13 protein-coding genes, 1 tRNA gene and 1 pseudogene are annotated in these 21295 nt (G+C 59.4%); 6 read left to right on the top strand and 9 right to left on the bottom strand.

Going from position 1 to position 21295, the window contains the following annotated elements; genetic code table 11:
• Positions 1-600: 600 nt before the first annotated feature.
• Positions 601-1320 (top strand): MotA/TolQ/ExbB proton channel family protein, encoded by a 720-nt coding sequence (locus LAO20_10990; GenBank protein ID MBZ5531945.1) that lies wholly within the window; start codon positions 601-603, stop codon positions 1318-1320.
• Between the two features lie 218 nt (positions 1321-1538).
• Here LAO20_10990 and LAO20_10985 read toward each other — a convergent pair whose 3' ends face one another.
• Positions 1539-2687 carry a hypothetical protein gene (locus LAO20_10985; GenBank protein ID MBZ5531944.1) on the bottom strand — a complete coding sequence of 383 codons (1149 nt, stop codon included), beginning with the start codon at positions 2685-2687 and terminating at the stop codon, positions 1539-1541.
• A 140-nt stretch (positions 2688-2827) separates the two neighbouring features.
• On the bottom strand, positions 2828-5494 hold the full coding sequence (locus tag LAO20_10980) for an Ig-like domain-containing protein (GenBank protein ID MBZ5531943.1): 2667 nt from the start codon (positions 5492-5494) through the stop codon (positions 2828-2830).
• Positions 5495-6381: 887 nt separating this feature from the next.
• Between LAO20_10980 and LAO20_10975 the strand changes: the two genes are divergently transcribed.
• Positions 6382-6726, top strand: a complete 345-nt coding sequence (locus LAO20_10975; protein MBZ5531942.1) for a hypothetical protein — start codon at positions 6382-6384, stop codon at positions 6724-6726.
• A gap of 309 nt (positions 6727-7035) precedes the next feature.
• A pseudogene (locus LAO20_10970) lies at positions 7036-7494 on the top strand (tyrosine-type recombinase/integrase).
• A 157-nt stretch (positions 7495-7651) separates the two neighbouring features.
• Here LAO20_10970 and LAO20_10965 read toward each other — a convergent pair.
• The 3 genes from LAO20_10965 to LAO20_10955 all read right to left on the bottom strand — a co-directional run bounded on the left by LAO20_10965 (position 7652) and on the right by LAO20_10955 (position 10012).
• Positions 7652-7727: transfer RNA gene (locus tag LAO20_10965), tRNA-Ala, on the bottom strand.
• A gap of 85 nt (positions 7728-7812) precedes the next feature.
• The gene (locus tag LAO20_10960; GenBank protein ID MBZ5531941.1) at positions 7813-8607 is read right to left on the bottom strand and encodes an SDR family oxidoreductase; all 795 of its coding nucleotides are present in this window, start codon (positions 8605-8607) and stop codon (positions 7813-7815) included.
• A gap of 1 nt (position 8608) precedes the next feature.
• On the bottom strand, positions 8609-10012 hold the full coding sequence (locus tag LAO20_10955; GenBank protein ID MBZ5531940.1) for a M20/M25/M40 family metallo-hydrolase: 1404 nt from the start codon (positions 10010-10012) through the stop codon (positions 8609-8611).
• A gap of 151 nt (positions 10013-10163) precedes the next feature.
• On the opposite strand from LAO20_10955, the gene LAO20_10950 reads away from it, so the two are divergent.
• A complete protein-coding gene (locus tag LAO20_10950; protein MBZ5531939.1) occupies positions 10164-11030 on the top strand; it encodes a DsbA family protein in 867 nt (288 codons plus the stop codon).
• A gap of 11 nt (positions 11031-11041) precedes the next feature.
• Here LAO20_10950 and LAO20_10945 read toward each other — a convergent pair whose 3' ends face one another.
• The 4 genes from LAO20_10945 to LAO20_10930 form a co-directional block, all read right to left on the bottom strand.
• Positions 11042-12283, bottom strand: coding sequence for an alanyl-tRNA editing protein (locus LAO20_10945; protein ID MBZ5531938.1), 1242 nt, complete (start codon positions 12281-12283; stop codon positions 11042-11044).
• Positions 12284-12402: 119 nt separating this feature from the next.
• Positions 12403-13656: a threonine synthase gene (locus LAO20_10940; protein ID MBZ5531937.1), complete on the bottom strand. Its 1254-nt coding sequence runs from the start codon at positions 13654-13656 to the stop codon at positions 12403-12405.
• A gap of 106 nt (positions 13657-13762) precedes the next feature.
• Positions 13763-14707 carry a DUF1684 domain-containing protein gene (locus tag LAO20_10935; GenBank protein MBZ5531936.1) on the bottom strand — a complete coding sequence of 315 codons (945 nt, stop codon included), beginning with the start codon at positions 14705-14707 and terminating at the stop codon, positions 13763-13765.
• A gap of 5 nt (positions 14708-14712) precedes the next feature.
• Positions 14713-15441 (bottom strand): lipid-binding SYLF domain-containing protein, encoded by a 729-nt coding sequence (locus tag LAO20_10930; GenBank protein MBZ5531935.1) that lies wholly within the window; start codon positions 15439-15441, stop codon positions 14713-14715.
• A gap of 192 nt (positions 15442-15633) precedes the next feature.
• Here LAO20_10930 and LAO20_10925 point away from each other — a divergent pair, with 192 nt between their 5' ends.
• Both LAO20_10925 and LAO20_10920 read left to right on the top strand, forming a co-directional pair.
• Positions 15634-17625 carry a hypothetical protein gene (locus LAO20_10925; GenBank protein ID MBZ5531934.1) on the top strand — a complete coding sequence of 664 codons (1992 nt, stop codon included), beginning with the start codon at positions 15634-15636 and terminating at the stop codon, positions 17623-17625.
• 205 nt (positions 17626-17830) lie between these two features.
• Positions 17831-21235, top strand: coding sequence for a hypothetical protein (locus LAO20_10920; protein MBZ5531933.1), 3405 nt, complete (start codon positions 17831-17833; stop codon positions 21233-21235).
• The last annotated feature ends 60 nt before the right edge of the window (positions 21236-21295 follow it).

Below are 21295 nucleotides of genomic sequence, written 5' to 3'. Positions count from 1 at the left end.
TTTCCCGCCCGCCTGAGCGATGGGCTTTGCCAAAAGCTAAAAGCTGGTGGCTAGCGACTAATTTACCATTTATTCGCCTATGTGTCCACCGCGAAATCGTACACTGCCCATCGTCACCGACCCTGGCAAAGATGCTCCTGACCGAATGCGGCGCATCCAGACCGAAGCGGATACTGGACTCGGCAAGGCGGAGGAAGATGTCCGCGCTAGCTATATCCATTCGTTTGACAATTCTTTTCATCTCCAAGTCGGTGAGCCTGCCTTCACGCGGATCGTGAACCAGATCGGCTCGAGAAAACCAGAGGCTCGTATTTTCAAGGATGTTGGCGAAACGTTCGTGGGAAGCCCCTTTTTGCTCCCCCGCGATCGTCTCAGCTTACGCTACCTCTACTTCAAGAACAGTCAGGCCGAAGCATTGCTGTTTTTTCTCCGGAATTTTCAGCCCAACGCAAGCAGCCGAATTATGTGGGAGCAAAACTGTCACCCACGGTGTCCAACTTGCAGCAGGGTGAGACCCTGGCAGAGTCACACCAACAGTTTCCGAAGAGGAGATTCAGAATCGTGTTTATCGCAGCTCTCGCCGCTACCGTGTTCGCCAAAATGCAAATGACGGCTGTTTGGTTGTTCCAGAACCATGGAGAAATGCGCTTTGATCTCTGGGGTATGTGGACCCAGATGAACTGGCCGGCCCGCACCGTGGTGATAATCCTGTTGGTGATGTCCGCCTGGTCCATCGGCGTGATGATTGACCGCTGGATTGCCTACAACGCGGCCCGCAAGCAGTCTCGCCAATTCGCACCGGCGGTGGCCGGGGCGCTGCGTCAAGGCAGCCTGGACGAGGCGATCCGTTTGGCCGAGCGCAGCAAAAAGAGCCACTTGGCCAAGGTTGTGACCTCGGGTTTGCTGGAATTCCGCATGCAGGGCGAATCCACGGAAGTTCCTGAGGAGCAGATTGAAGCCAGCAAGCGCGCTCTGGAACGCGCTGAGGCCATTGTCCACGCTGAACTCGAGCGCGGCTTGAGCGGCCTGGCTACCATCGGCTCCATTGCTCCGTTCGTCGGACTGCTGGGCACGGTGATCGGCATCATTGATGCGTTCCGCACCATCCAGGAACATCAGGGCACCTCAATCGCCACCGTCTCCGGCGGCATCTCTGAAGCTTTGGTGACCACCGCCCTCGGTCTGTTTGTCGCCATTCCCGCGGTGATGATGTTCAACTACTTCACCAGCAAGCTGAAGGCATTTGGCGTTGAGATGGACAACTCTTCCAGCGAACTGGTGGACTACTTCCTCAAAAGAACCAGGGTTGGCCGGAACTGAACGGAGGCGTCTTGGTGCGAAGACGCGGACAGCGGAACCTCCAGCACGATCTGACGCGGCGTTCCGGCCGGGCACATCCCTGACACTTTTTCCTTAGGGTTGAGGGGACAGGGTGCAGGGGAAGGGGACGCTTCCCCTTTCCCTCTGACGGACAGCCCACGCAAAAGGGGACTTAATCAAATTCGTGGGGAGCCTCCCGGCTCCCCACAATCGTTCGCTTACACAACCGCCGTTTCCAAGATAGTCAGGTGCACGACTCGCCCATCAATCTCAACAATCTCCCCGACATACCTTGCAGCCGTGATGCCGAAGATGGCCACCGGCGGCTCGCCGTTGCCGGGTTTGTGTTCGTAGATCAGGTTGGTTTTGTAGTCCAGTCCCAGCACCTGGCGGACGGCGTTGACCGCGTTCTCCGGTTTGTACTCGAACACCTGCGTGTTGTCCGGCCCGCGCAGCAGTTCCGTCCCCATGCGCTTGACCGCGTCTTTGTGTATGGCCTCCCATGACGCCGAGAGGTCAAACAGTTCAATCGTCTTGCAGCCGGTCTCGGTGATCAATGCCAGGCCAACCTGGTTGTCATGCAGCCGCGCCTTGGACAGCATGGCGTCAAAGTTGCGGGCAAAGGCATCGAACTCCTGTTTCAAGTTGTCCGCGCCGGAGCCAAACACGCCTGCGTCGTGCCTGGCGGGCGAAACCGGCGGTGGAGCCATCGGCACGACGTCCGGCGGCGAGACCACATCAGCCACAAACATCTCTGGCTCAGGCCTGCTGGCAACGCGGGCGATGATTCCCGGCGCCTGCTTTGGCACTGAAGGCGCGCTCTGTGCCGCGACCGCGCCTTCCGGCGAACCCGACATGGTCCGCATGGACGCCGTGGTGTGGCGCACCGCGTTCCACATGGTGTGCTGGTCTTGCGGCCGGTAGCCCGCCGCGTACAGGGACGAATCCACTTCCAGCGGCGTGATGCCGCCATACTTGAATTCGGCCCCTGTGCGGATGCCGTGCGTCTGGTGGACGCAGCGCACGTCCAGCGCTACTTCCGTCCCGGGAAACAGGACGGCGCTGCGCGTCAGCGCCCGGCTCTGCGTTCCTTTGCCTTCAAAGATGGTCCCGGAGCGGACGAAAACATTTTTCTTCGACGCGTTCTTCAGGTTGATCCTGTTGATGGTCCCGCTGTCTGAGACCAGCACATTTTCCGTCTCCGGCAGGGTGACATACTGGCGTTCCAGCGAGGTCTCGCGCAAGATGGGCAGAATACAAGCGAGTGAAGATTCGTTCGGCCGCTCGGGCTTGCCGAACCTAAATCCCATGGATTCATCAGAAACTGCTCGCAGGATGGTAGACGAGGATAGAGCTTTGGGTGTCATAAAGGTTCTCCTTTTTTAAGGCGGATACTTCCGCCTGGTCTTGCAAACACAGTTTACACCCAGAAGTTGGTTGTCTGCTGGACTTGTCGTTGCCCGCCAGCCCGGCAAGCGACTTCCGCTCCCGTCTATCTCACCACCGTCTATCTGACCACCAGTGTTGCTGTAGTCGTGTGGCTCTGGGTCCCTGAGGTAGCTGTGATCGTGAGAACAAAGGTACCGGATGGCGTGCCCGATGACCCGCCTCCCGAAGGTGGTCCGCTTGTCGATGAACTGCCCCCGCCACCGCAGCCAATGCTGAAGACCACGAGCGCCACGGCAGGTAATGCCATCGCCAGCCGCCGGCGGCCTTTCAACATGAATGCCAGCAGCATGGTCATCAAGCCGGCGAACAGAATCATGGACCAAGGCGGCGCCGGCGAGCTTGGCGGAACCATCCATGCTGAAGCGCGCGCGGTGGTGTTGACGGCAATCTGTACCGTTGTGCTGGCGCCGGTGGGCGTGACTGAACTCGGCGATACACTACACGTGGCGGCTGCAGGCGCTCCGGAACATGTGAACGTAATGGTCTGATTGAAGCCGTTCAGCGGCGCTATCGCCAGGCTATAGGTAGCCGACTGTCCTGCGTTGATCGTCGCCGAACCAAGCGTTGCGGGCAGCGAAAAGTCCGGCGGCGGGATATTGACGATGACCGAAGCTATGGCGGTAAACGCACCATTCACGGCGGTGATGGTTGCCGTTCCATTGGCCACCGCACTCACCAGTCCTGTAGCGCTGACGGTGGCAACTCCGGCTTTGTTGGAGCTAAACGTAGTTCCAGGAACGCTGCTGAAGTCTTCCGAGGAACCATCCGACAAAGTGGCCAGAAAATGCAGTTGCAGCGTGGAGCCATGGACCGTAAGCGTAACGTTGGAATCGTTGGCGATTGACACCAGCCTTACGGCCACCACGGTGGGCGCACCAGGCACCGGCGGCGTGTTCGTGACCAGGCCATTGGTGAAGCCCGGAATGGCCTCCCAGTTTCCTTCCGTATCGTCGTTGAAGACCAGCACCTGGGTAGGCACCAGGTTGCCATCCGGGTCAACCGCGCTCCCGGTAAATGTATAGTTGATCTTGCTTCCGTCAAAGCTGGCCTGAGCCAGCTTGGACTTGGTGCGTGCATACACGTACTGGGCCATGTCTTGCATGAAGATGTGGCGGGCCCCTCTCGCGTTCAACCAGGCGGAAACATCATGGATGATCTGCTCTGACGCATTGTGATACGTCGTGTTAGCTGGCGGCGGCGCCAAGGCACACTGTGAAAACGCATCATCGTTGTTGTAGACCTCGGCCGGCGCCATGCTGCTGAAGAGCCGCCACGAATACCACTCAAACCTGGCGGTAGCAAAACCAGTCCCCTCGCCCTGCGCGTTACACCAGCTCATGTCGGGAATTTGCGCTACGCTTGGATCCAGGGCGCCCGAACCAGTAAGAAAGAACTTCTGCGCCGGGAGGCCGGCCCGGCTGCCGATGGTCAAGTCGTCAGCAAAGAAGAAAGAATAGGACTCGTCAGAAGCAAATACCGCGGCCGGCTTTGGCGGCAGCTGATAAATCCAGTAGGGACGGGCTTGCAGCCGTTCTTCCTGATAGCCGGGCTGCGCCGGGTCGGTGGTGTATGCAAAGCCGGGTTTGATGGTGGCGCCGATATAGCGCACACTGAACGTATTCGCCAGATCAAAACCGATGTTGTTCGAAAGGTTATAGAAATGGCCTACCCACCACTTGGAAAAGAAGGGGATGGTGTCGCTCCCGCCGTCTCCCTGTTGAAACTGCTGGATCGCCGCCACGTTGGCTTGCCACTCGCTGTCGGTCAGGGGTCTTGAAGTTGCATCCAGGCCGTGCCAGAACAGATCGCCCATCGCGCTGTTTCCAAAACCATGCGGGCTTATCTGGAGCTTACCGGCATTGATGTCCGTAATCACGTTGGCCCTGTCGGCATCGCCTGCGGGCATAAAGTTGAGATTCACCGAGCCCGTGACCTTCCAAGGTCCGCCGGTTCCCCCGGCAGCCGCATTGCCAGTAAGAGCGGGGTCATACATCTCGCGAATGCGTGTGTCCCAATTGCTGTCCAGGTTGTGGTCCATGCGCAGCGACCAGAAGCGCGGATAGCCGCGTATCACGAACGGTTTGCGCGCGGCCCACACCAGGCTGCGCCAGAACAGATCGTCAACGCCCATCAGGAAGCCAAAGCGGTCGGCTTGGAGGTAATCCAGCGTGCCGAAATTGACGGCCCGGCCTGCGCCGAAAGTTGTGGCGATGATGAGAGGATCACTGCCCAGTTCTGCTATCACCGTTCCTTGCGCCGGTTGCAGCACGGTTGCGGTGACTGTTTTCAACGCGCCATTTTGGTCGGCGTGGAAGTTGTAGACAAAATCACCTGCGGGCTCCAGGGTCTTCATCTGCAGCCCGGCGATGAAATGGGGCGTTGCGCCTCCCGCCGTTACCGCCAGCGGAACAGTAATCGCAGAGCCAGGCGTGCCGGACGAAGAGCCGGTCGCGTGAAATATCGCCTGGATGTGGGTAGCGGTACCTATTGCGGAATCCGAGTCAAGGTTGACGAAGCCCGAGCCTCCATTCACGGCCGCAGTGATCGCGGTTTGCCACGCCGCAGGCAGGGAAAGTCCGGAATGCCCCGCGATGATTAGTTGCCGGTTATTGAGGTCCACGGGCGGCGCCGCGGTGGAGACGTCAAACAGCTCGTAAGGAACCTGAAAATTCTCCAGATAGCGTTCCGTATAGCGTTGAAATTCGCCGGGGTTAGCTGGGTCCACGTTGAATGCTGCTTGGTTCGAGGAATTGACCAGCACGGCCGCAGTCAAGTTGACGTTCTGCGCAAGTACCGCGACGGAACTAGCAATCCATAAAGAAAGAATCAGTCCTAAACGTATGATTCGTGGGCCCACCGTGCACCTTCCTTACAGGAGCCCGGCTCTTCTCGTCGCGAACATGACTGTTCTGGTGTCGTTTTGACTTCCCGGAAGCGGTGTCCTGTATTGAACACTTTTTCATCCTGCACCAACCGCTTCCACCACCTTGCCCCGCTAACTTGCTTGGGCTCCCGGCATATAGAAGGGCAATCTTGATGCCGAACCCGCAGCCCTTGCGTATAGATCGGCTGTTCCGGTATCTCTATATTATTGATTGGCTTGAGAAAATTTTTGCAGACCAGGTGCAAAACCAAGACTCAGTGGTCTCGATTTAAGTGCAAATGTTTGCATATTTAGGCAGTGCTTTGCAGGAAAGCTGCCAAAGAATATTGGTGGAGCTAGTCGGGATCGAACCGACGACCTCATCGTTGCGAATTCTCCGGCCTGAAAAAGACAAGCTGAAACCGAAAAACTCGCGGTGATAAAAAGGGGCAGTGTTTATGCTGGTACAAGCATATTCCCTGCCCTCTCCGTTTGCCTGGACAACCCTTGGTATGCTCCGAAAATAGGGGTAGGGAACGCGATAGTTACGACACAAGTTACGACACAAACCTTGGAACGCTTGACACGTCCCGAAGCCGTTTGGGAGACTCCGGGGAATCCTGCCGTCCCATAACGGCAGGAACCCAGACACAAACGAAACGGAAGACCGTAACCAGACGGGCAGCGCCCGGTGTATTGAGCACCGAGCGCACCCTAACCAAAAATCACCTTCCAAAGAAAGGCGACCCATGGCTGTCCTTGATGTTACCCAAAAGGCGGAGATATACGAAACCCTGTCATCTCTCAATATGGCCTTTGCTGGGATCGTTCAGCACCTTCAAACGCTACAGCGAACCGGACTGTTCAAATCGAAAGCAGCAAAGTTGTTCCCGAGTTTTGCTCTTGAATTGCAAGCCGAATTTAACCAAGAATTTCTCGAAGACCTGCACCAGATTGAGCTTGACGATTGGGGTCGTCACGGGAAAGTCCGGCAACGCTGGGAAAAGGAACTCCGCGACCCTGACGATGTTTTGCTTCAGGCCGAAGAACGCAAAAAGCAGCTTGCCAAACAACGCAAGAAACCGAGCCGCTAAAAACACAACAACAACCTAACCAGACAGACCCGCCGGAAAAGGCGGGTTTCCTATTGATGGGTGTTGCGGTCTAAATGCCTCTTTGGCGTTCTCTCCATCCTCTGAGCACTCAGCCTGTCCTTGGTAGATCAGCCATAGGCCACAGGGATACTCTCTGTGACAGGGATGTTACCTATTCCTCGGACTCGTGAACCTGTGACAGGGATGTTACCGATACCGGGATGATCTCTGTCACCGGGATCATGCGTATGGAGAAACAAATCGCCATAGCTGTGAGTCTAATCATCAGGACAAGAAATTCAGCGCAAAATGTCATTCCATCACTCGCAAGAACCACGCGCAATCGCGCCAGAATCCCCTAGGAGAGACTCGAAGGGGCTGGTCAATCCTGTACGTTGCCCAAGCGGACTCTTTTGGAGACCTGTCCGGGGGCGGGCAACTTGGGAGAGTTTTGCAGGCGCACCGATGATTGAGTTTTGGGTTCCAAGAGAGCTGCCCCGTGATACGCGCGCGTGTATGGTACAGCTTGACCACTACGTCTTTCCTGCTTGTGAAGCTGGCCATATTGACCCCTCACGTTCACAGAGTAGCTGGCGAACCGCATGGCGCAACATGAGGGCCGCTGCGGGACTCCCCAAGCTTCGATTCCATGATTTGAGACATCACGCCATCACAGAGCTTGCAGAGTCTCAGGCCAGTGATTCCACGGTAATGAGTATTGCGGGACACGTCTCACCCAAGATGCTTGCCCACTATTCGCACGTTCGGGTAGACGCAAAACGCAAGGCGCTGGATTCATTGGCAAGCAGGCAAAACACGTCAAGACCGCAGGGTTACGACACAAAGAACGACACAAACCCCACCTTTGCAGCAGAGTCCAACTCCGCCACTAGCACACAAGTACCTGATTTATCTGGGTTTAACTTGGTGGAGCTAGTCGGGATCGAACCGACGACCTCATCGTTGCGAACGATGCGCTCTCCCAGCTGAGCTATAGCCCCACATGCGAAGGAAGTTTCTTCGAAGATGATTTTACCAGCGTTGCGCGCTGGGGCAAAATCTGGCGGGGTCGCCCCGCAAATGCGATCAGCGCGCGCGGCCCAGCATCCGGGCCAGGGCCCCGGGGAAAAACCGCTTCATGTAGACCAGCATTTTCTCACGGCCTGCCGCCACGACAATTTCTCTCTTTCCCCGGGCCACGCCCTGCAGGATCTGCCGCGCACATTCGTCCGCGGGCATGCCACGGGCCAGTTCTGGGTCCATCTTGGCGTGCGACGCGCCGTCGCCCTTGAGCGCGGAGAGGCTGATCTCCGTCCGGATGTATCCGGGGCAAACCAAAGTAACGCGGATGCCGTTGCGCTCTTCTTCCGCGCGCAGCGCTTCAAAGAAGCCGTGCAAAGCGAACTTGGTGGCGGAGTAGCCGGAGCGCAGGGGCACGCCGAACTTTCCCGCTACACTGGAGATCACCACGAAATGCCCGCTCTTGTTCTCCAGCATGGAAGGCAGGACGGCGCGGGTCAGCGCTTCCGGTCCGAAGAAGTTCACCTCCATCAGCCGCCGATAGACGCTCTCAGCGGTGTCTCGGGTCAGCGAGCGCTGGGTGATGCCGGCGTTGAGCACCAGAATGTCCACGCCTCCGAACATGGCCAGGGCCGCACGCGCGTTGTCCGGCAATTGCTCTCCGAGGGTCACGTCCATGGGCAGCACGCGCGTGTTGGGTTCGCCTCCACACGCAGCTTGGACGCGTTTGAGCTCGTCTTCGCGACGCGCAGAAAGAATGAGCCTGGCGCCCGCATGGTGAAACGCCATGGCCAGGGCTTCGCCAATACCCGAAGATGCTCCGGTGATCCAGACGCGTTTGTCTTTGTACAGAAACGTCATCTCACTTGGCTCCGGCGATCTCCACCGTGGCCGCGTAAACGAACTGCACGAATTTTCCGAAGCCGGCGATTTCCACGCGCTCGTCATTGCCGTGGACGCGTTTGATGTCTTCCGTGCTCATGAGAGTGCCAATGTCATAGGCCTGCACGCCGCGGGCGCGAAGCTGCGCGGAATCGGTGGCGCCCACCTGCATGATGGGGATGGTGGGCACGCCGGGAAAGACCTTTTGCTGGGCGTGCTCCAGAGCGTGAAAGCCGTCCGTGTCCAGGCCCGAGGGCGGCGTCGCCGGACGCTGATTGGCATTCTCGGCATCAACAATCCTGATGGCCGGGTCGCTGATCAGCTTGGTCAGTGCGGCTTTGAGCGCGTCCATGTTTTCGTCGGGCAGGGCGCGGACATCAAAACGGGCTTCAGCTTCCGCTGGAATCACGTTGGAACGGAACCCGCCCTTGATAATGGTCGGAACCAGGGAGGTGCGCAGCATGGAGTAGTACCCCGGCTCGTAAGCGCGGAGTCTCTGCTGGACTTCCGGGTCTTCCACCTGAGCATAGAGTTTTGCCTTCTGCGGCGGGCTGATCTGGGCCATGAGCTGGAAGAAGCGCCGCGTGGTTTCATTCAGGCGCATGGGAGCTTCCCAACTGGCGACCCTGCTGACCGCCGTAGCCAGGTGGGCGATGGCGTTGTCCATGCGCGGCGCCGAGCCGTGGCCGCTGGTACCCTGCGCCACCAGCGAAAATCCCCGTGGGACTTTTTGCGTGGTGGAAACCGCAACATACTGCACGCGTCCGTTCTCCTCCGGCACGTTGCCGCCTTCGTTCAAGGCGTACTCGCAGGCGATTTCATCCCAGTGCTTCTCCACCATGAAGTCAATGCCGAACTGCGTGGTGCCTTCCTCGCCGGCTTCGGCAAGGAGGATCACGTCGCGGTCCAGCGGAATTTTGAGACGATGCAGCAACAGGAACACTTCCAGGTTGGCGGCGTCCATGCTCTTGTCGTCAATGGAGCCGCGGCCGTAGAGGTAGCCATCTTTGATGATGGCGGCAAACGGGTCCATGGACCATTTGTCGCGCTCCACGCCCACGACGTCCAGGTGTCCCATGAGCAGCAGCGGTTTCTTCTTGCCGTTGCCCTTGAGGCGCGCGACCACGTTGCCGCGACCCGGCGCAGATTCGTAGATCGTCGCGGAAATGCCTTCCGCGGCCAGCACGCTCTTGATGTATTCGGCGGCGCGCGTCTCATTCCCTGGAGGGTTGCTAGTATCAATCTTGACCAGTTCGCCGAGAAACTTTACGGCCTCGGCTTGTGCTTTCTCGAAATCCGGCGTCGGCTGCTGGGCGAATGCGACGCCCACCGCAACAAGGCACATTAAAACCACGGAAATCGTACGCAGAATGTTTGAGGACATAGCGAAAGAGCTTAGAACCTGCGCTGCCCAAAGACAACCCTAATCCTCAAGGCAACTTCTCAATTACAATCTGAGGTTTCGACATTTTCATCAATTTCCCAAAGGGCGGTGATTGCACGTGCTTTATGCTTCCAAGCTACTGATGCTCTTTATGGCTGTACTCCCTTTGGTGGGCCAACAGCCCGGCCCTGGCCGTTCGGACCTCGACCGGCGCATTGAGCGCCAGGTGCGCGCGTATGCCGGAGTTCCGCCGGACGCCAAAGTGACCGTGGGCGAGCGCACTGCGAGCACGTTCAACGGCTATGACAGCGTGGCGGTGGCCATTGAACAGAACGGAACCAAGAAGGTCTTCGACTTCCTCCTCTCCAAAGACGGCAAAAAGCTGCTTTACGTAAAAGAGTTTGACCTGAGCGAGGACCCTTACGTCCGGACCATGAAAAAGATTGATACCACGCACCGGCCAATACGCGGCGCGCCGGATGCCAAGGTCACCATCGTGGTCTATGACGACTTCCAGTGCCCTTTCTGCGGACGCATGTACGTGACGCTGATTAACGAAGTCATGGCGCGCTATCGCGACAAAGTGCGCTTGGTGATCAAAGACTTTCCGCTCATTGACGTTCATCCCTGGGCCATGCGCGCGGCCGTGGATTCGCAATGCCTGGCGCAGCAGGACAGCGAGGCTTACTGGGAGTTCTCCGATTACGTGCACACGCACCAGCCGGACATTACCCAGAAAACCAATGCGCACGCGGCAGGAGCTGCGTGGCCGCTGGATTCAACCGCCGTGGAAATTGGGCAGAAGCACGGAGTCAACGCGGGGATGCTGCAGTCGTGCTTGGCGTCCCAGGACCAATCGCAAGTGCGGGCCGCGATGCGGGAAGGTGAAGAACTGGGTGTGAGCGCGACGCCGACTTTCTTCGTCAACGGACAAGAGAGTGAAGGCATCTTGTCCGTGGAACAATTACGCGCGCTGCTGGACCGGGCATTGAGCGAAGCGTCAGCGCCCGCAAAGTAAACTCCGGCCGCCTACGTTAGCTCCAATTTGCCTGCGGTCTCCTGGAGAAGCGATTCGATTCGACTGAGATCAGTTACGCCTGCCGGCAGCCCGCCCTGAGCCATGTCCGCTGATCCGCCGCCGCGCCCGCCGAGCTGGGCCATCACGTCTTTGAGCAGCGCGCCCATGTTGGATTTCATTCCGGCGCTCTGCGCGAAGACCAGCGTGAGTTGGCCGGCGCCGGCCGCCAGCAGGGCCACTACGCCGGCCTTTCCGGCAGTCAGTTTCTGCGCCAGCAACTTGATGAAGACCGCGTCGCGCTCCGGGAAAACTGCCGTGACGACGCGCGCTGAAGTCGCCGTGCCGGCCAGCATACGCTCAGCCTGAAATTCGGCCAGTTCTTCCAGAAGCTTGTGCTGGGCTTTGCCGGCGGACTTGGCTTCATCCAGCAATTTGCGGACTTGTTGCGGCAACTCGTGAATATGAGCGGATAGCAGCGCGGCGGTTTCTGTCAGCGACGAATAGTCCTCGCGCGCTGCAGCCACGGCACGCAGGCCGCAGACGAACTCAACCCGCACACCTTGCTTAACTTTTTCCAGTTTGCGCACCAGGATGCCGCCGATCTGTCCTGTGGCGCGCACGTGCGTTCCGCCACAGGCGCACAAATCAAAATTCTGGATGTCAATCAGCCGCAAGTCGCCGACCTGTTTGGGCGGAAGCTTGCGCAAGCCTAGCTCGCGGGCTTCTTCCAGCGGCACAAAGCGAATCGCGACGGGACGGTCTTCGGCGATGATCTCATTCGCCAGGCGCTCGGCCTGCTGCGCTTGCGCTGATGTAAGCGCGTTGGTCTCCAAATCAATCGTGCAGCTCTCCTCGCCCATGTGAAAACTGACGGTGGGCATGTTGAACAAACGGATGAACGCCGCTGAAAGCACGTGCTGGCCGGTGTGCTGCTGGACGTGGTCCAGACGGCGGGCCGCGTCAATGAAACCGTGGATCGCAGCTCCTGGCGCCAGTGCCGCCGAGGCACTCTGTTCAGCTGAAACGAAGTGTAGGACGCGGCCATCTTCTTCGTCGGCGACTTCGATTACCTTTACGTCGCTTTGATCAGGAAGCACGAGCCGGCCGGTGTCGAATACCTGGCCCCCGCTGGTCGGATAGAACGCCGTGCGATCGAGGACCACAGCGTGACGGCCATCGCGCTGCAGTGTTTCGACGACCTGGGCGTCAAAGTCGTAGAGGAAGGAATCGTGGTAGTAGAGACGGTCAGTCATAGCGGATTGCCAAAATTGCCAGTATTGCCAAAATTGAAGATTGGAAAACCAACTCTTGGTGGCCGCACAGCTACAGCAATTTCGGCGATTTTGGCAATCCTGGCAATTCTGGCAATCTTCTAATAAGGCTGAATAATCCCTCCAATATTCCTGTTCGCCGGCGCCGCCATGTGCGACTTGGGTTGCACGGCGCTGATCTTCAGAGCTTCAGCCGTAACGTCAATATATTTCAACCCGGAGCCAGTGTTGAAGAGCACAACTTTGTCCGTGGGCTTCAGGAAGCCCTGCTGGATCAGCATCTGGTAGGCGGGCAGGCAGGCGGCGCCCTCGGGCGACGCGAAAATCCCTTCCTGGCTGGCCCACTCTTTTACCGCCAGGAAAATCTGCTCGTCGGAAACGGAGATGGCCGTGCCGCCGCTCTGCTTGAGGATGTCCAGGATGATGTAGTCGGCATACGGCTTGGGTACGCGGAGTCCCGCAGCAAGCGTATGCGCGTTCTGCCACATCTCGGCGACGGGCTTGTGCTCATTCCACGCTTTGGTCACCGGCGCGCATCCTTCGGCCTGCACGGAAATCATCTTGGGACGCTTTTTCGCCGATGCCTTGCCCGTCTTCTGTTGATCAAACCAGCCCAGTTGCTCCATTTCTTCAAAGGCTTTCCACATGCCGATCAAGCCCACGCCGCCGCCCGTCGGATAAAAGATAGCGTCAGGCAGCTCCCAGTTAAGCTGCTCGGCGACTTCATAGCCCATGGTCTTCTTGCCTTCCACACGGAACGGCTCTTTCAACGTGGAGATATCAAACCAGCCTTCGGCCTGCTTGCGTTCGTTGACCATGCGCGCGCAGTCAGAGATAAGGCCGTCCACCAGCGTGACTTTGGCGCCGTAGGCCTTGCACTCGACCAGGTTGGAGAGCGGGACATCCTGCGGCATGAAGATGTTGGCTTCAATCCCGGCGGCGGCGCTGTACGCTGCGAGCGCGCTGGCGGCGTTGCCGGCGGAAGGCACTGCCAGCTTCTTCAATCCATATTGCCGGGCCATGGTCACGGCGGCGCACAAGCCGCGGGCCTTGAACGATCCGGTGGGATTGAGACCTTCATCCTTTATATAGACGTTCGAAATGTGGCGGCTCCGCAGCAGCGGGGTGAAGCCTTCACCCAGAGTTACGGGCTGGTCGCCGGGCAGAACGTCATGGTAGCGCCACATGGTGGCGGGGCGTCCGCGCAAAGAGTCAGGCGTGAACTTGGCCTTAAGCGCAGCAAGATCATAGCGGACGTAAAGCGACCCGCCGTCCTTGGGACAAATGGTCTGCGGCTGCTCGCCGCTGAGATGATCTCCGCACTTGGAACACTCAAGGTAAGCGATTTTCGCCATGGGTAAAGAGTTTAGCAAAAGAGCGGCTAGCAACTAGCTTTCGGCGCGTGAGAGGTCGAGAATGGTGAGGCCTGCAGGCTAATCGGAGGATGGCGAGCACATTCCGCTAGTCGTGGTATCTCTTCTCTCCCGCCGGTATCTCCACCTGCAAGCGGTTACCCGGTGACGGCAGCGGACACGTGGTGTACGGGTTGTACGCACACGGCGGGTTGTAGGCTTTGTTGAAGTCGAGTTCTACCTTGCCGTCTTTGGGCGGGTCAGTGTCCAGGAAGCGGGCGGCCGGGTAGGTATCTTTGCGGCTGGTCAGGTCGCGGAAGACGAATTCCATGGCGCCGTCGTCATCTTTCTCCCCTTCCAGCCGGTACTCTTTTCCGTTGAGAGAAAACGTGGCGTACCCGGCAATGATGAGGTTTTCTTTATCGCCGAGCACGGTTTGAATCGGCACCTGCCGCGGCGCGTCGTAGGGCGTGTAGCGCGCGGTGACGCGATAGGCTTCGTCGATCGGGAACCAGCGCAGCCCGTGAAATTCTTTGCGCAGTTTGCTGTTCTTGTCCTTCATGCGGATGGCAAACCGCTCGCCGCTCTTGTGGACGTAAAGCACCACGCCGCTGATGACCAGCCGGTCCTGGCGGGAATCGGGTTGCAGTTCGACGCCTTCGATGGGCTGGCCGCTCGGCGGCGCGCTGCTCGCGGCTGAGGGGGGCGGCGCCGTCCTGTTCGGCATTTGCCAGGCGATGTGCGTATCAGAATTTACGTGCACCACGGTTTTGCCCGCGTGAAAATCAAAATAGCCGGCCGTCGCCGGTCCAGCCCCCGCAGGCAGAACGATGTCACCGTGCGGATCAGTGCCGAAACGGTTCTGGCCTTCATGCAGCCAGAAAAGTCCGGACACGGTGAGCCATCCGTCATCGCTGGTGAGTTTGGTCTCGTAGTCCTGGCGCCACTTCTCCACCGATTGCTTGTAAGAACCATCCGGCGGCGCCAGACAAACCACCATCGCCAGAAGCACCAGGGCCACCGAGTCGCGCAAACTGAAATGGGGGAAGTTCATCGTTGTTACTTTTTCTCAGCGCCAGCTTCCTTGAGCGACTTAGGATCTGACAAGTTCCGGGGTGACGCTTTCTGCAACGCGTTCACCAGCAAGTGGCCGGCAGAGGTGGTAGCGACTTTGTGGCCGACGACCACATCGTGGGCCGAGACTTTGCGGCCGTAGACCTTCTCTGTCGCGCTGTTGTCAGCGCGCAGGGTGGAGCCTTCCAGTGAGACGCCGGCGAAAAGTCCGCGCGAGCGCGAGTAGGTAAGGATCTCGGCGTGCATGAGCACGTCCGTGGCAGCCTGTGCATCGCGGCCCTTGGGGCCGATGGCCGCTGCGGCATCAGCGCCCAGCTTGACCTTGCTCTTCAAAATGGACTCAAGGCCTTTGGGATTCACCACCAGGAGAACGAAGTCCGTAGCCTGGCCGCCGAGTTGGAAGCCGATGTTGCCGCCTTCCAGCGCGAACATGGCCGGAGGTCCCCAGGGACCGGTGAATGTGGCGCCGCTGCGGCAGGTCATGGCGCCGCGTCCGTAGCTGCCTCCGATTCCAATGGCCACCTTTTTCACCGAGGGAAAAACCAGCACGCATTCGGCGCGGTCCAGAATGCCCCGGGGAATGCTGTCCGGAATGTTGAGAATTTCAATCATGACTTCGCCCGCGTGCTTCAGGCGGTCAGCTTCATGTTCTTGTGCGAGAAGCGTGGTGGAAAGCAAGAGTGCAGCGGCTGCGCCAAGTAGAATGCGTTTCATTTTCTCATCTCCGTCTTCTTGGCCGGACCTGGCGCTGGCGAATGCGATACAACCAGGACACTGATGCGCGGGGCATACGGCCAACGTCTTTCGTCTCAAAGGCCCACCCAACGCGATATTGTAAACTGGTTGGCCTTACGGGAGGTCATGGGAATGCTTCTTCTTCGCAAACGTGCGGTCTTGCTGGCATTGATGTTGGCTGTTCTTGTTTCGTCGAGCAACGCGCGCGTGGCTCGCGTGGAGATCTTCTCGCGCGTTGACGTCCAGGAAGGCAAACCGTTTGGCGCGGTGGGCGCGTACGAGCGGATCATCGGACGCGTGCATTTTGCCCTGAAACCCGGCGACCCGCACAACTTGCAGATCGTGGACCTGGACAAAGCGGACCGCAATCCTGACGGCGAAGTGGAATTCTCCGCCAACTTTGAAGTGCTCAAACCCAAAGACATTTCTAAGGGCAACAACGCGGTGCTGTTTGAAGTGTCAAACCGCGGCGGCAAAGGCATCGTCTTCCTGATGAACGGCACCGAGGGCGAATTTGGCGACGGCTTCCTCATGCGCCAGGGATTCACCGTGGCCTGGCTGGGATGGGAGTATGACGTGGAAGACCTGCCGCAGCGCATGCGGCTGACGGCGCCGATCGCCCACCTGGCGGCGGGAAAAGAAATTCGCGGCTTGGTGCGCGGCGACTTCACTCCGTCAGAAAAGCGCATGGACTGGCCGCTGGGCCACATTCTTCTGGGTCCGAACGGCGGAGTCAGCTATCCGGTAGACGGCGTTTCCAATGCGCAAAACGTCCTCACCGTGCGCGACACGCCGACGGGCGCGCGGCAAGTCATTCCCCGGGCGCAATGGAGTTTTGGTCGCGACGTCAAGGGAACCACCGTCGCCGACCCGCGCTTTGTGCACTTGGCCTCAGGATTTGTTCCAGGCAAGATCTATGAAATCGTTTATGCCGCGAAGAATCCCGTCGTGGCCGGCGTGGGCCTGGCTGCAGTGCGCGATTTTCTTTCCTATTTGAAATATGACCCGCAAGCGGTAGCTCCGGTGAAGCGCGTCTATGCCGCCGGGATTTCCCAGACCGGACGCTTCCTGCGCCACTACCTGTACCAGGACTTCAACGCCGACGAGCAAGGCCGCCAGGTGATGGACGGCGTGCTTTCCCACGTGGCCGGCGCGGGGCGCGGCAGCTTCAATCACCGGTTCGCCCAGCCATCGCGAGACAGCCAGCCCATGTCCAGCATCTTTTATCCCACGGACCTGTTCCCTTTCACCGACCTGCCGCAGAAAGATCCGGATACGGGCGAGACCGCTGGGTTGCTGGACGCGGCGACGAAATCGAAGACCGCGCCGAAGATTTTCTTCAGCAACACGTCGTATGAATACTGGGGACGTTCCGCCGCGCTGATCCACGTCACGCCGGATGGCAAAGCCGACGCGCCCATCGGGCCGAACGTGCGGATCTATTTCTTTGCCGGCTTGCAGCATTTCTCGCGCGGCTTCCCGCCGGGCAAGAACATGCCGGGGGCGCCGGAATACACGGCGCAGCAGATGCACAATTCGAATCCGATCCAATGGTACTGGCGGGGTATGATCACCAACATGGACCGCTGGGTCAAGGATGGCGCCGAGCCGCCGCCAAGCGTGTATCCCAAGATCGCTGACGGCACGCTGACGCCGCTGGCCAAGTGGGCCTTCCCGAAAATCCACGGCGTCAACACGCCCACGGAATTGAACCTGGCCTACCGGCTGAACTTTGGCCTGCAGTGGAAGCAAGGGATTGTCAGCACGGAACCTCCGCACGTGGACGCGCCGTTCCCGGGATTCGTTCCCCAGCCTGACGCCACCGGCAACGATACAGGCGGCGTCCGCCTGCCTGAACTGGATGTGCCACTGGCGACGTACACCGGCTGGAACCTGCGTGATCCTGCGATCGGCGCGCCCGAGCAGCGCGTGAGCTTCCTGGGCTCGTTCATTCCTTTGGCGCGAACCGAGCAGGAGCGCAAGCAGGCGGGCGATCCGCGGGCGTCCATTGCCGAGCGTTACGCTTCACGCGACGACTACTTGAGCAAATTCAAGAGCGCGGCCGAGAAGCTCATCCAGCAGCGCTTTGTGTTGCAGGAAGATCTTCCAGCCATCCTGGCGCGCGGCCAGAAAGAATGGGAAGTGATTGTGGAAGGTAAGTAAGCAATTGGCAAAGAGCAATTGGCAATTGGCAAGAGCATAGAACCGCAGAGAGCGCAGAGAACCTTACCGCGGATTTGCGCGGACAATCGCGGATTGGGCACTCCCATCTTCAGGAAAGTTAAATCGCGCGCAATCCTGTGCAAACACCCCTCGGTTTGCGATATCATTCGCGGTCACCTTCCTACTACCTGCGGGAGCATGTCGAATGAAAACACTTCTCAGATTGATTGCCGTTGTTTGTTTGTCGCTGTTCTTCCAGGCCGTTCAACTCACGGCGCAGGATAAGCCTGCCGCCCCCAAGCCCGGGGCCAAAGCCAAGCCGGCCGCGGGCGCAGCGAAAAAGTCGTCGCCAGACAGCGCCAAAGCCGCTGAGGGCGATGCCGCCAAGTCTGATGCGGCGAAAGCTGACGCTAAGCCAAAAGACCCGCTGGAGAACCTGCGGTTCCGCAACCTTGGACCGGCGGTAGGCGGCGGACGCGTGACGGCCGTAGTCGGCGTGCCGGGCAAGCCCAACATCTATTATGCGGGCGCTGCCGGCGGCGGCGCGTGGGTCACGCAGGACGGCGGACTTTCCTGGAAAGCAATCTTTGAGAAGGAAGCAACGGCGTCCATCGGCGCGATCGCGCTGGCTCCCTCCAATCCCAGCCTGATCTGGGTGGGCACGGGGGAAAAGAACATCCGCAATGACGTGGTCACCGGCAAGGGCGTTTACTTCTCGCCGGACGCGGGCGCCACGTGGAAATTCATGGGGCTGCGCGATGCCGGACAGATTGCCGATATCGTGATTGATCCGCACGATCCCAACACGGTGTTTGTCGGCGTGCAAGGACATGCCTGGGGACCCAACGCCGAGCGCGGCGTCTTCCGCACCACAGACGGCGGCAAGAACTGGCAGAAAGTCCTGTTCGTGGACGAAGAAACCGGCGTGAGCTCGCTGATCATGGATCCCGGCAATCCCATGGTGTTGTTTGCCGGACTGTGGCGCATGCAACGCCATCCGTGGGCGCTCGATAGTGGCGGCGCAAGCGGCGGCGTTTTCCGTTCCGTGGACGGCGGCACGACGTGGAAGAAGCTGACCGAAGGCCTGCCGGAAGGCGCGACGGGGCGCATTGGCCTGGGCGCGGCGCCCTCGAACCCGCGGCACATCTACGCTCTGGTGGAAAACAAGAAAGGCGTGCTGTACGACTCCAACGATCTGGGCGACCACTGGAAGATGGTGAGCAACAACCATCAGCTTTCGGCACGCCCGTTCTACTTCAGCGAGCTGCGCGTGGCGCCGAATGAAGAGAACAAGATTTACTTCCTCTCATTCAACATCATGTTGTCTGAAGATGGCGGCAAAACCGCGCGGCCAACGTCGCGAGGCGTGCACGTGGACCATCATGCCATGTGGATTGATCCGGAGGATCCCAACCGCATCATCAACGGGAATGACGGCGGCGTGTACATCAGCTCGGACGCCGGCAAGACCTGGCGCTACCTGGACAACCTGCCGATCGAGCAGTTCTACATGGTGGCCGAGGACGACAGCTCTCCTTACACCCTGTGCGGCGGCCTGCAGGACAACAACGGCTGGTGCGGCCCATCGAACAGCTTGAGCCGGGGCGGGATCACCGGCTTTGAGTGGTACACGGTGGTGGGCGGCGACGGCGAATATGTTGTCCCGGCGCACGGCAAAGACACGCACATGGTGTACGCGGACTCGCAGAGCGGGTTCATCCAGCGGGTCAACAACGAAAACGGTATGTCCAGCTTTGTGCGGCCGTATCTTTTCGGCGTGCAGGCGATGAAACCCGCGGACCTGAAATACCGCTTCAATTGGACGTCGCCTATTGCGGTCTCGGCGACCGATCCCAACGAGCTTTACATCGGCGGCAACGTGCTGTTCCACTCCACTGACGCCGGCGCGCACTGGACTCCGGTAAGCCCGGACCTGACGCGCAATGACAAGACCAAGCAGGAGCCTAGCGGCGGCCCGATCTGGCTGGACATGAGCGGCGCGGAAACTTTCGGCGCGATTCTTTCCATCTCCATCTCCCCGGTTGATCCCAAAACAATTTGGGTCGGCACCGATGACGGCGTGGTGCAAGTCACGCGCGATGGCGGCGCCAACTGGACGAACGTGACGGCGGCCATCCCCGGACTGCCGCAGTGGGGTCGCCTGCAGCAGATTGAAGCTTCTCCGCATGACGTGAACGGCGCGTACATCGCGGTGGACTTCCACGAAGTGGACAACAACAAGCCCTACGTGTTCAAGACGCACGACGGGGGCAAGAACTGGATTCCCATCGGGCAAGGCCTGTCGCAGGACGATCCGGCGCGCGTGATCCGCGAAGATCCGAACCGCAAAGGCTTCCTGGTGCTGGGCACGGACACCAGCTTGTACACCTCGGCCGACGATGGCGGCCACTGGACGCAACTGAAGTCCAATTTCCCCACCGCTCCGGTTTATGACGTCAAGTTCATCAAAAGGACCCACGACCTGGTGGTGGCCACGCACGGCCGCGGACTCTTTGTGATGGACGACATCACTCCGCTGGAAGAGAGCGGCGGCGGCGTTGAACTTGCCCAGAACGAATTCCGTACCTTCCCCATGGCCCCGGCCGTGAACTGGCATTTCTGGAACAAGCATGGATTTGCGTCGGGCGGCTATTCCGCGCCCAATCCTATGACCGGCGCGGTGATCACTTACTACCTGTCGAAGGAAATCAAAGCCAACCCCGAGCAGCGGCGCAGGCCAGGCGGAGAGGGGCCGGTGAAGATCACCATCGCTGACAGCAGCGGCGCGGTGATTCGCACCATGTACGGGCCATCGAAGTTCGGCATCAACCGGGCATCGTGGAACCTTCGCTATGACGGCCCCAAGAGACTCAACTTCCTGCCGCCGCGCGAAGGCGATCCAGAAGAGGAATTCTTCTTCGATCCCAACACCGGCCCCACCGCGCTGCCGGGCACGTACAAAGTGTCAGTCACGGTAAACGGCAAAACGGAAACGCAGACGGTGGAAGTGCAGACCGATCCGCGCTTCAAGTTTGACGATGGCGCCATGCGCGCCCAGCTCAAACTGGGACTGGAGCTGCGCGACGAAGTCTCCGCGCTGAATGAAGCGCTGAACCGCCTGGCCAGCCTGCACAAACAGATCGGCAGCCTGCAGGAAATGCTCAACCAGGAAGAAAGCGCCGACGGCGCAACCAGCGTCGCTTACAAACCGGTGCTGGAAGAAGCGCGCGCGCTGGACAAGAAGATCACCGAGATGCAGAGCGCGCTGTACAACACTGACGTCCAGCCCGGCGGGCAGGATGACATCCACTACCTGCAGAAATTCCATGATCGCCTGCAGGGCGCGATGCGCGGCGTGATGGGCGGGTTCGGCGAAGCGCCGCGGGATATCCAGGTGGCAGAAGCGGCCGAAGTCCGCAAGCTGCTGGAAGACCACCTGCAACGCTTCAACTCGCTGCTGAACACGGAAGTGGTGGCGTTTAACAAGAAAGCCGTGGAACACGGATCAAGCACGCTTTTCGCCGGCGGTCCGGTGCAGATCAAGTCCGGGGCGGGCGCGGCGTCGAGCGCCGGGACGGGCAATGAGGAAGACGATCAAGACCAGGACTAAACCTTGAACCGTAAACAAAGAAGGCGTGACCTCAGAGCGGCACGCCTTTTTTGCTTGTCA

It is taken from the genome of Terriglobia bacterium (assembly GCA_020072815.1).
Classification (GTDB): Bacteria; Acidobacteriota; Terriglobia; order Terriglobales; family Acidobacteriaceae; genus Angelobacter.
The sequence above is the reverse complement of the archived record's forward strand: the minus strand, read 5'-3'. Positions and strand labels throughout refer to the sequence as shown.

What these genes read in the sequence shown, in the direction of transcription:
- LAO20_10990 (MBZ5531945.1), top strand. Translation starts at nt 601, where the DNA reads ATGCAAATGACGGCTGTTTGGTTGTTCCAGAACCATGGAGAAATGCGC.
- LAO20_10985 (MBZ5531944.1), bottom strand. Translation starts at nt 2,687, where the DNA reads ATGACACCCAAAGCTCTATCCTCGTCTACCATCCTGCGAGCAGTTTCT.
- LAO20_10975 (MBZ5531942.1), top strand. Translation starts at nt 6,382, where the DNA reads ATGGCTGTCCTTGATGTTACCCAAAAGGCGGAGATATACGAAACCCTG.
- LAO20_10960 (MBZ5531941.1), bottom strand. Translation starts at nt 8,607, where the DNA reads ATGACGTTTCTGTACAAAGACAAACGCGTCTGGATCACCGGAGCATCT.
- LAO20_10955 (MBZ5531940.1), bottom strand. Translation starts at nt 10,012, where the DNA reads ATGTCCTCAAACATTCTGCGTACGATTTCCGTGGTTTTAATGTGCCTT.
- LAO20_10950 (MBZ5531939.1), top strand. Translation starts at nt 10,164, where the DNA reads ATGGCTGTACTCCCTTTGGTGGGCCAACAGCCCGGCCCTGGCCGTTCG.
- LAO20_10945 (MBZ5531938.1), bottom strand. Translation starts at nt 12,283, where the DNA reads ATGACTGACCGTCTCTACTACCACGATTCCTTCCTCTACGACTTTGAC.
- LAO20_10940 (MBZ5531937.1), bottom strand. Translation starts at nt 13,656, where the DNA reads ATGGCGAAAATCGCTTACCTTGAGTGTTCCAAGTGCGGAGATCATCTC.
- LAO20_10935 (MBZ5531936.1), bottom strand. Translation starts at nt 14,707, where the DNA reads ATGAACTTCCCCCATTTCAGTTTGCGCGACTCGGTGGCCCTGGTGCTT.
- LAO20_10930 (MBZ5531935.1), bottom strand. Translation starts at nt 15,441, where the DNA reads ATGAAACGCATTCTACTTGGCGCAGCCGCTGCACTCTTGCTTTCCACC.
- LAO20_10925 (MBZ5531934.1), top strand. Translation starts at nt 15,634, where the DNA reads ATGTTGGCTGTTCTTGTTTCGTCGAGCAACGCGCGCGTGGCTCGCGTG.
- LAO20_10920 (MBZ5531933.1), top strand. Translation starts at nt 17,831, where the DNA reads ATGAAAACACTTCTCAGATTGATTGCCGTTGTTTGTTTGTCGCTGTTC.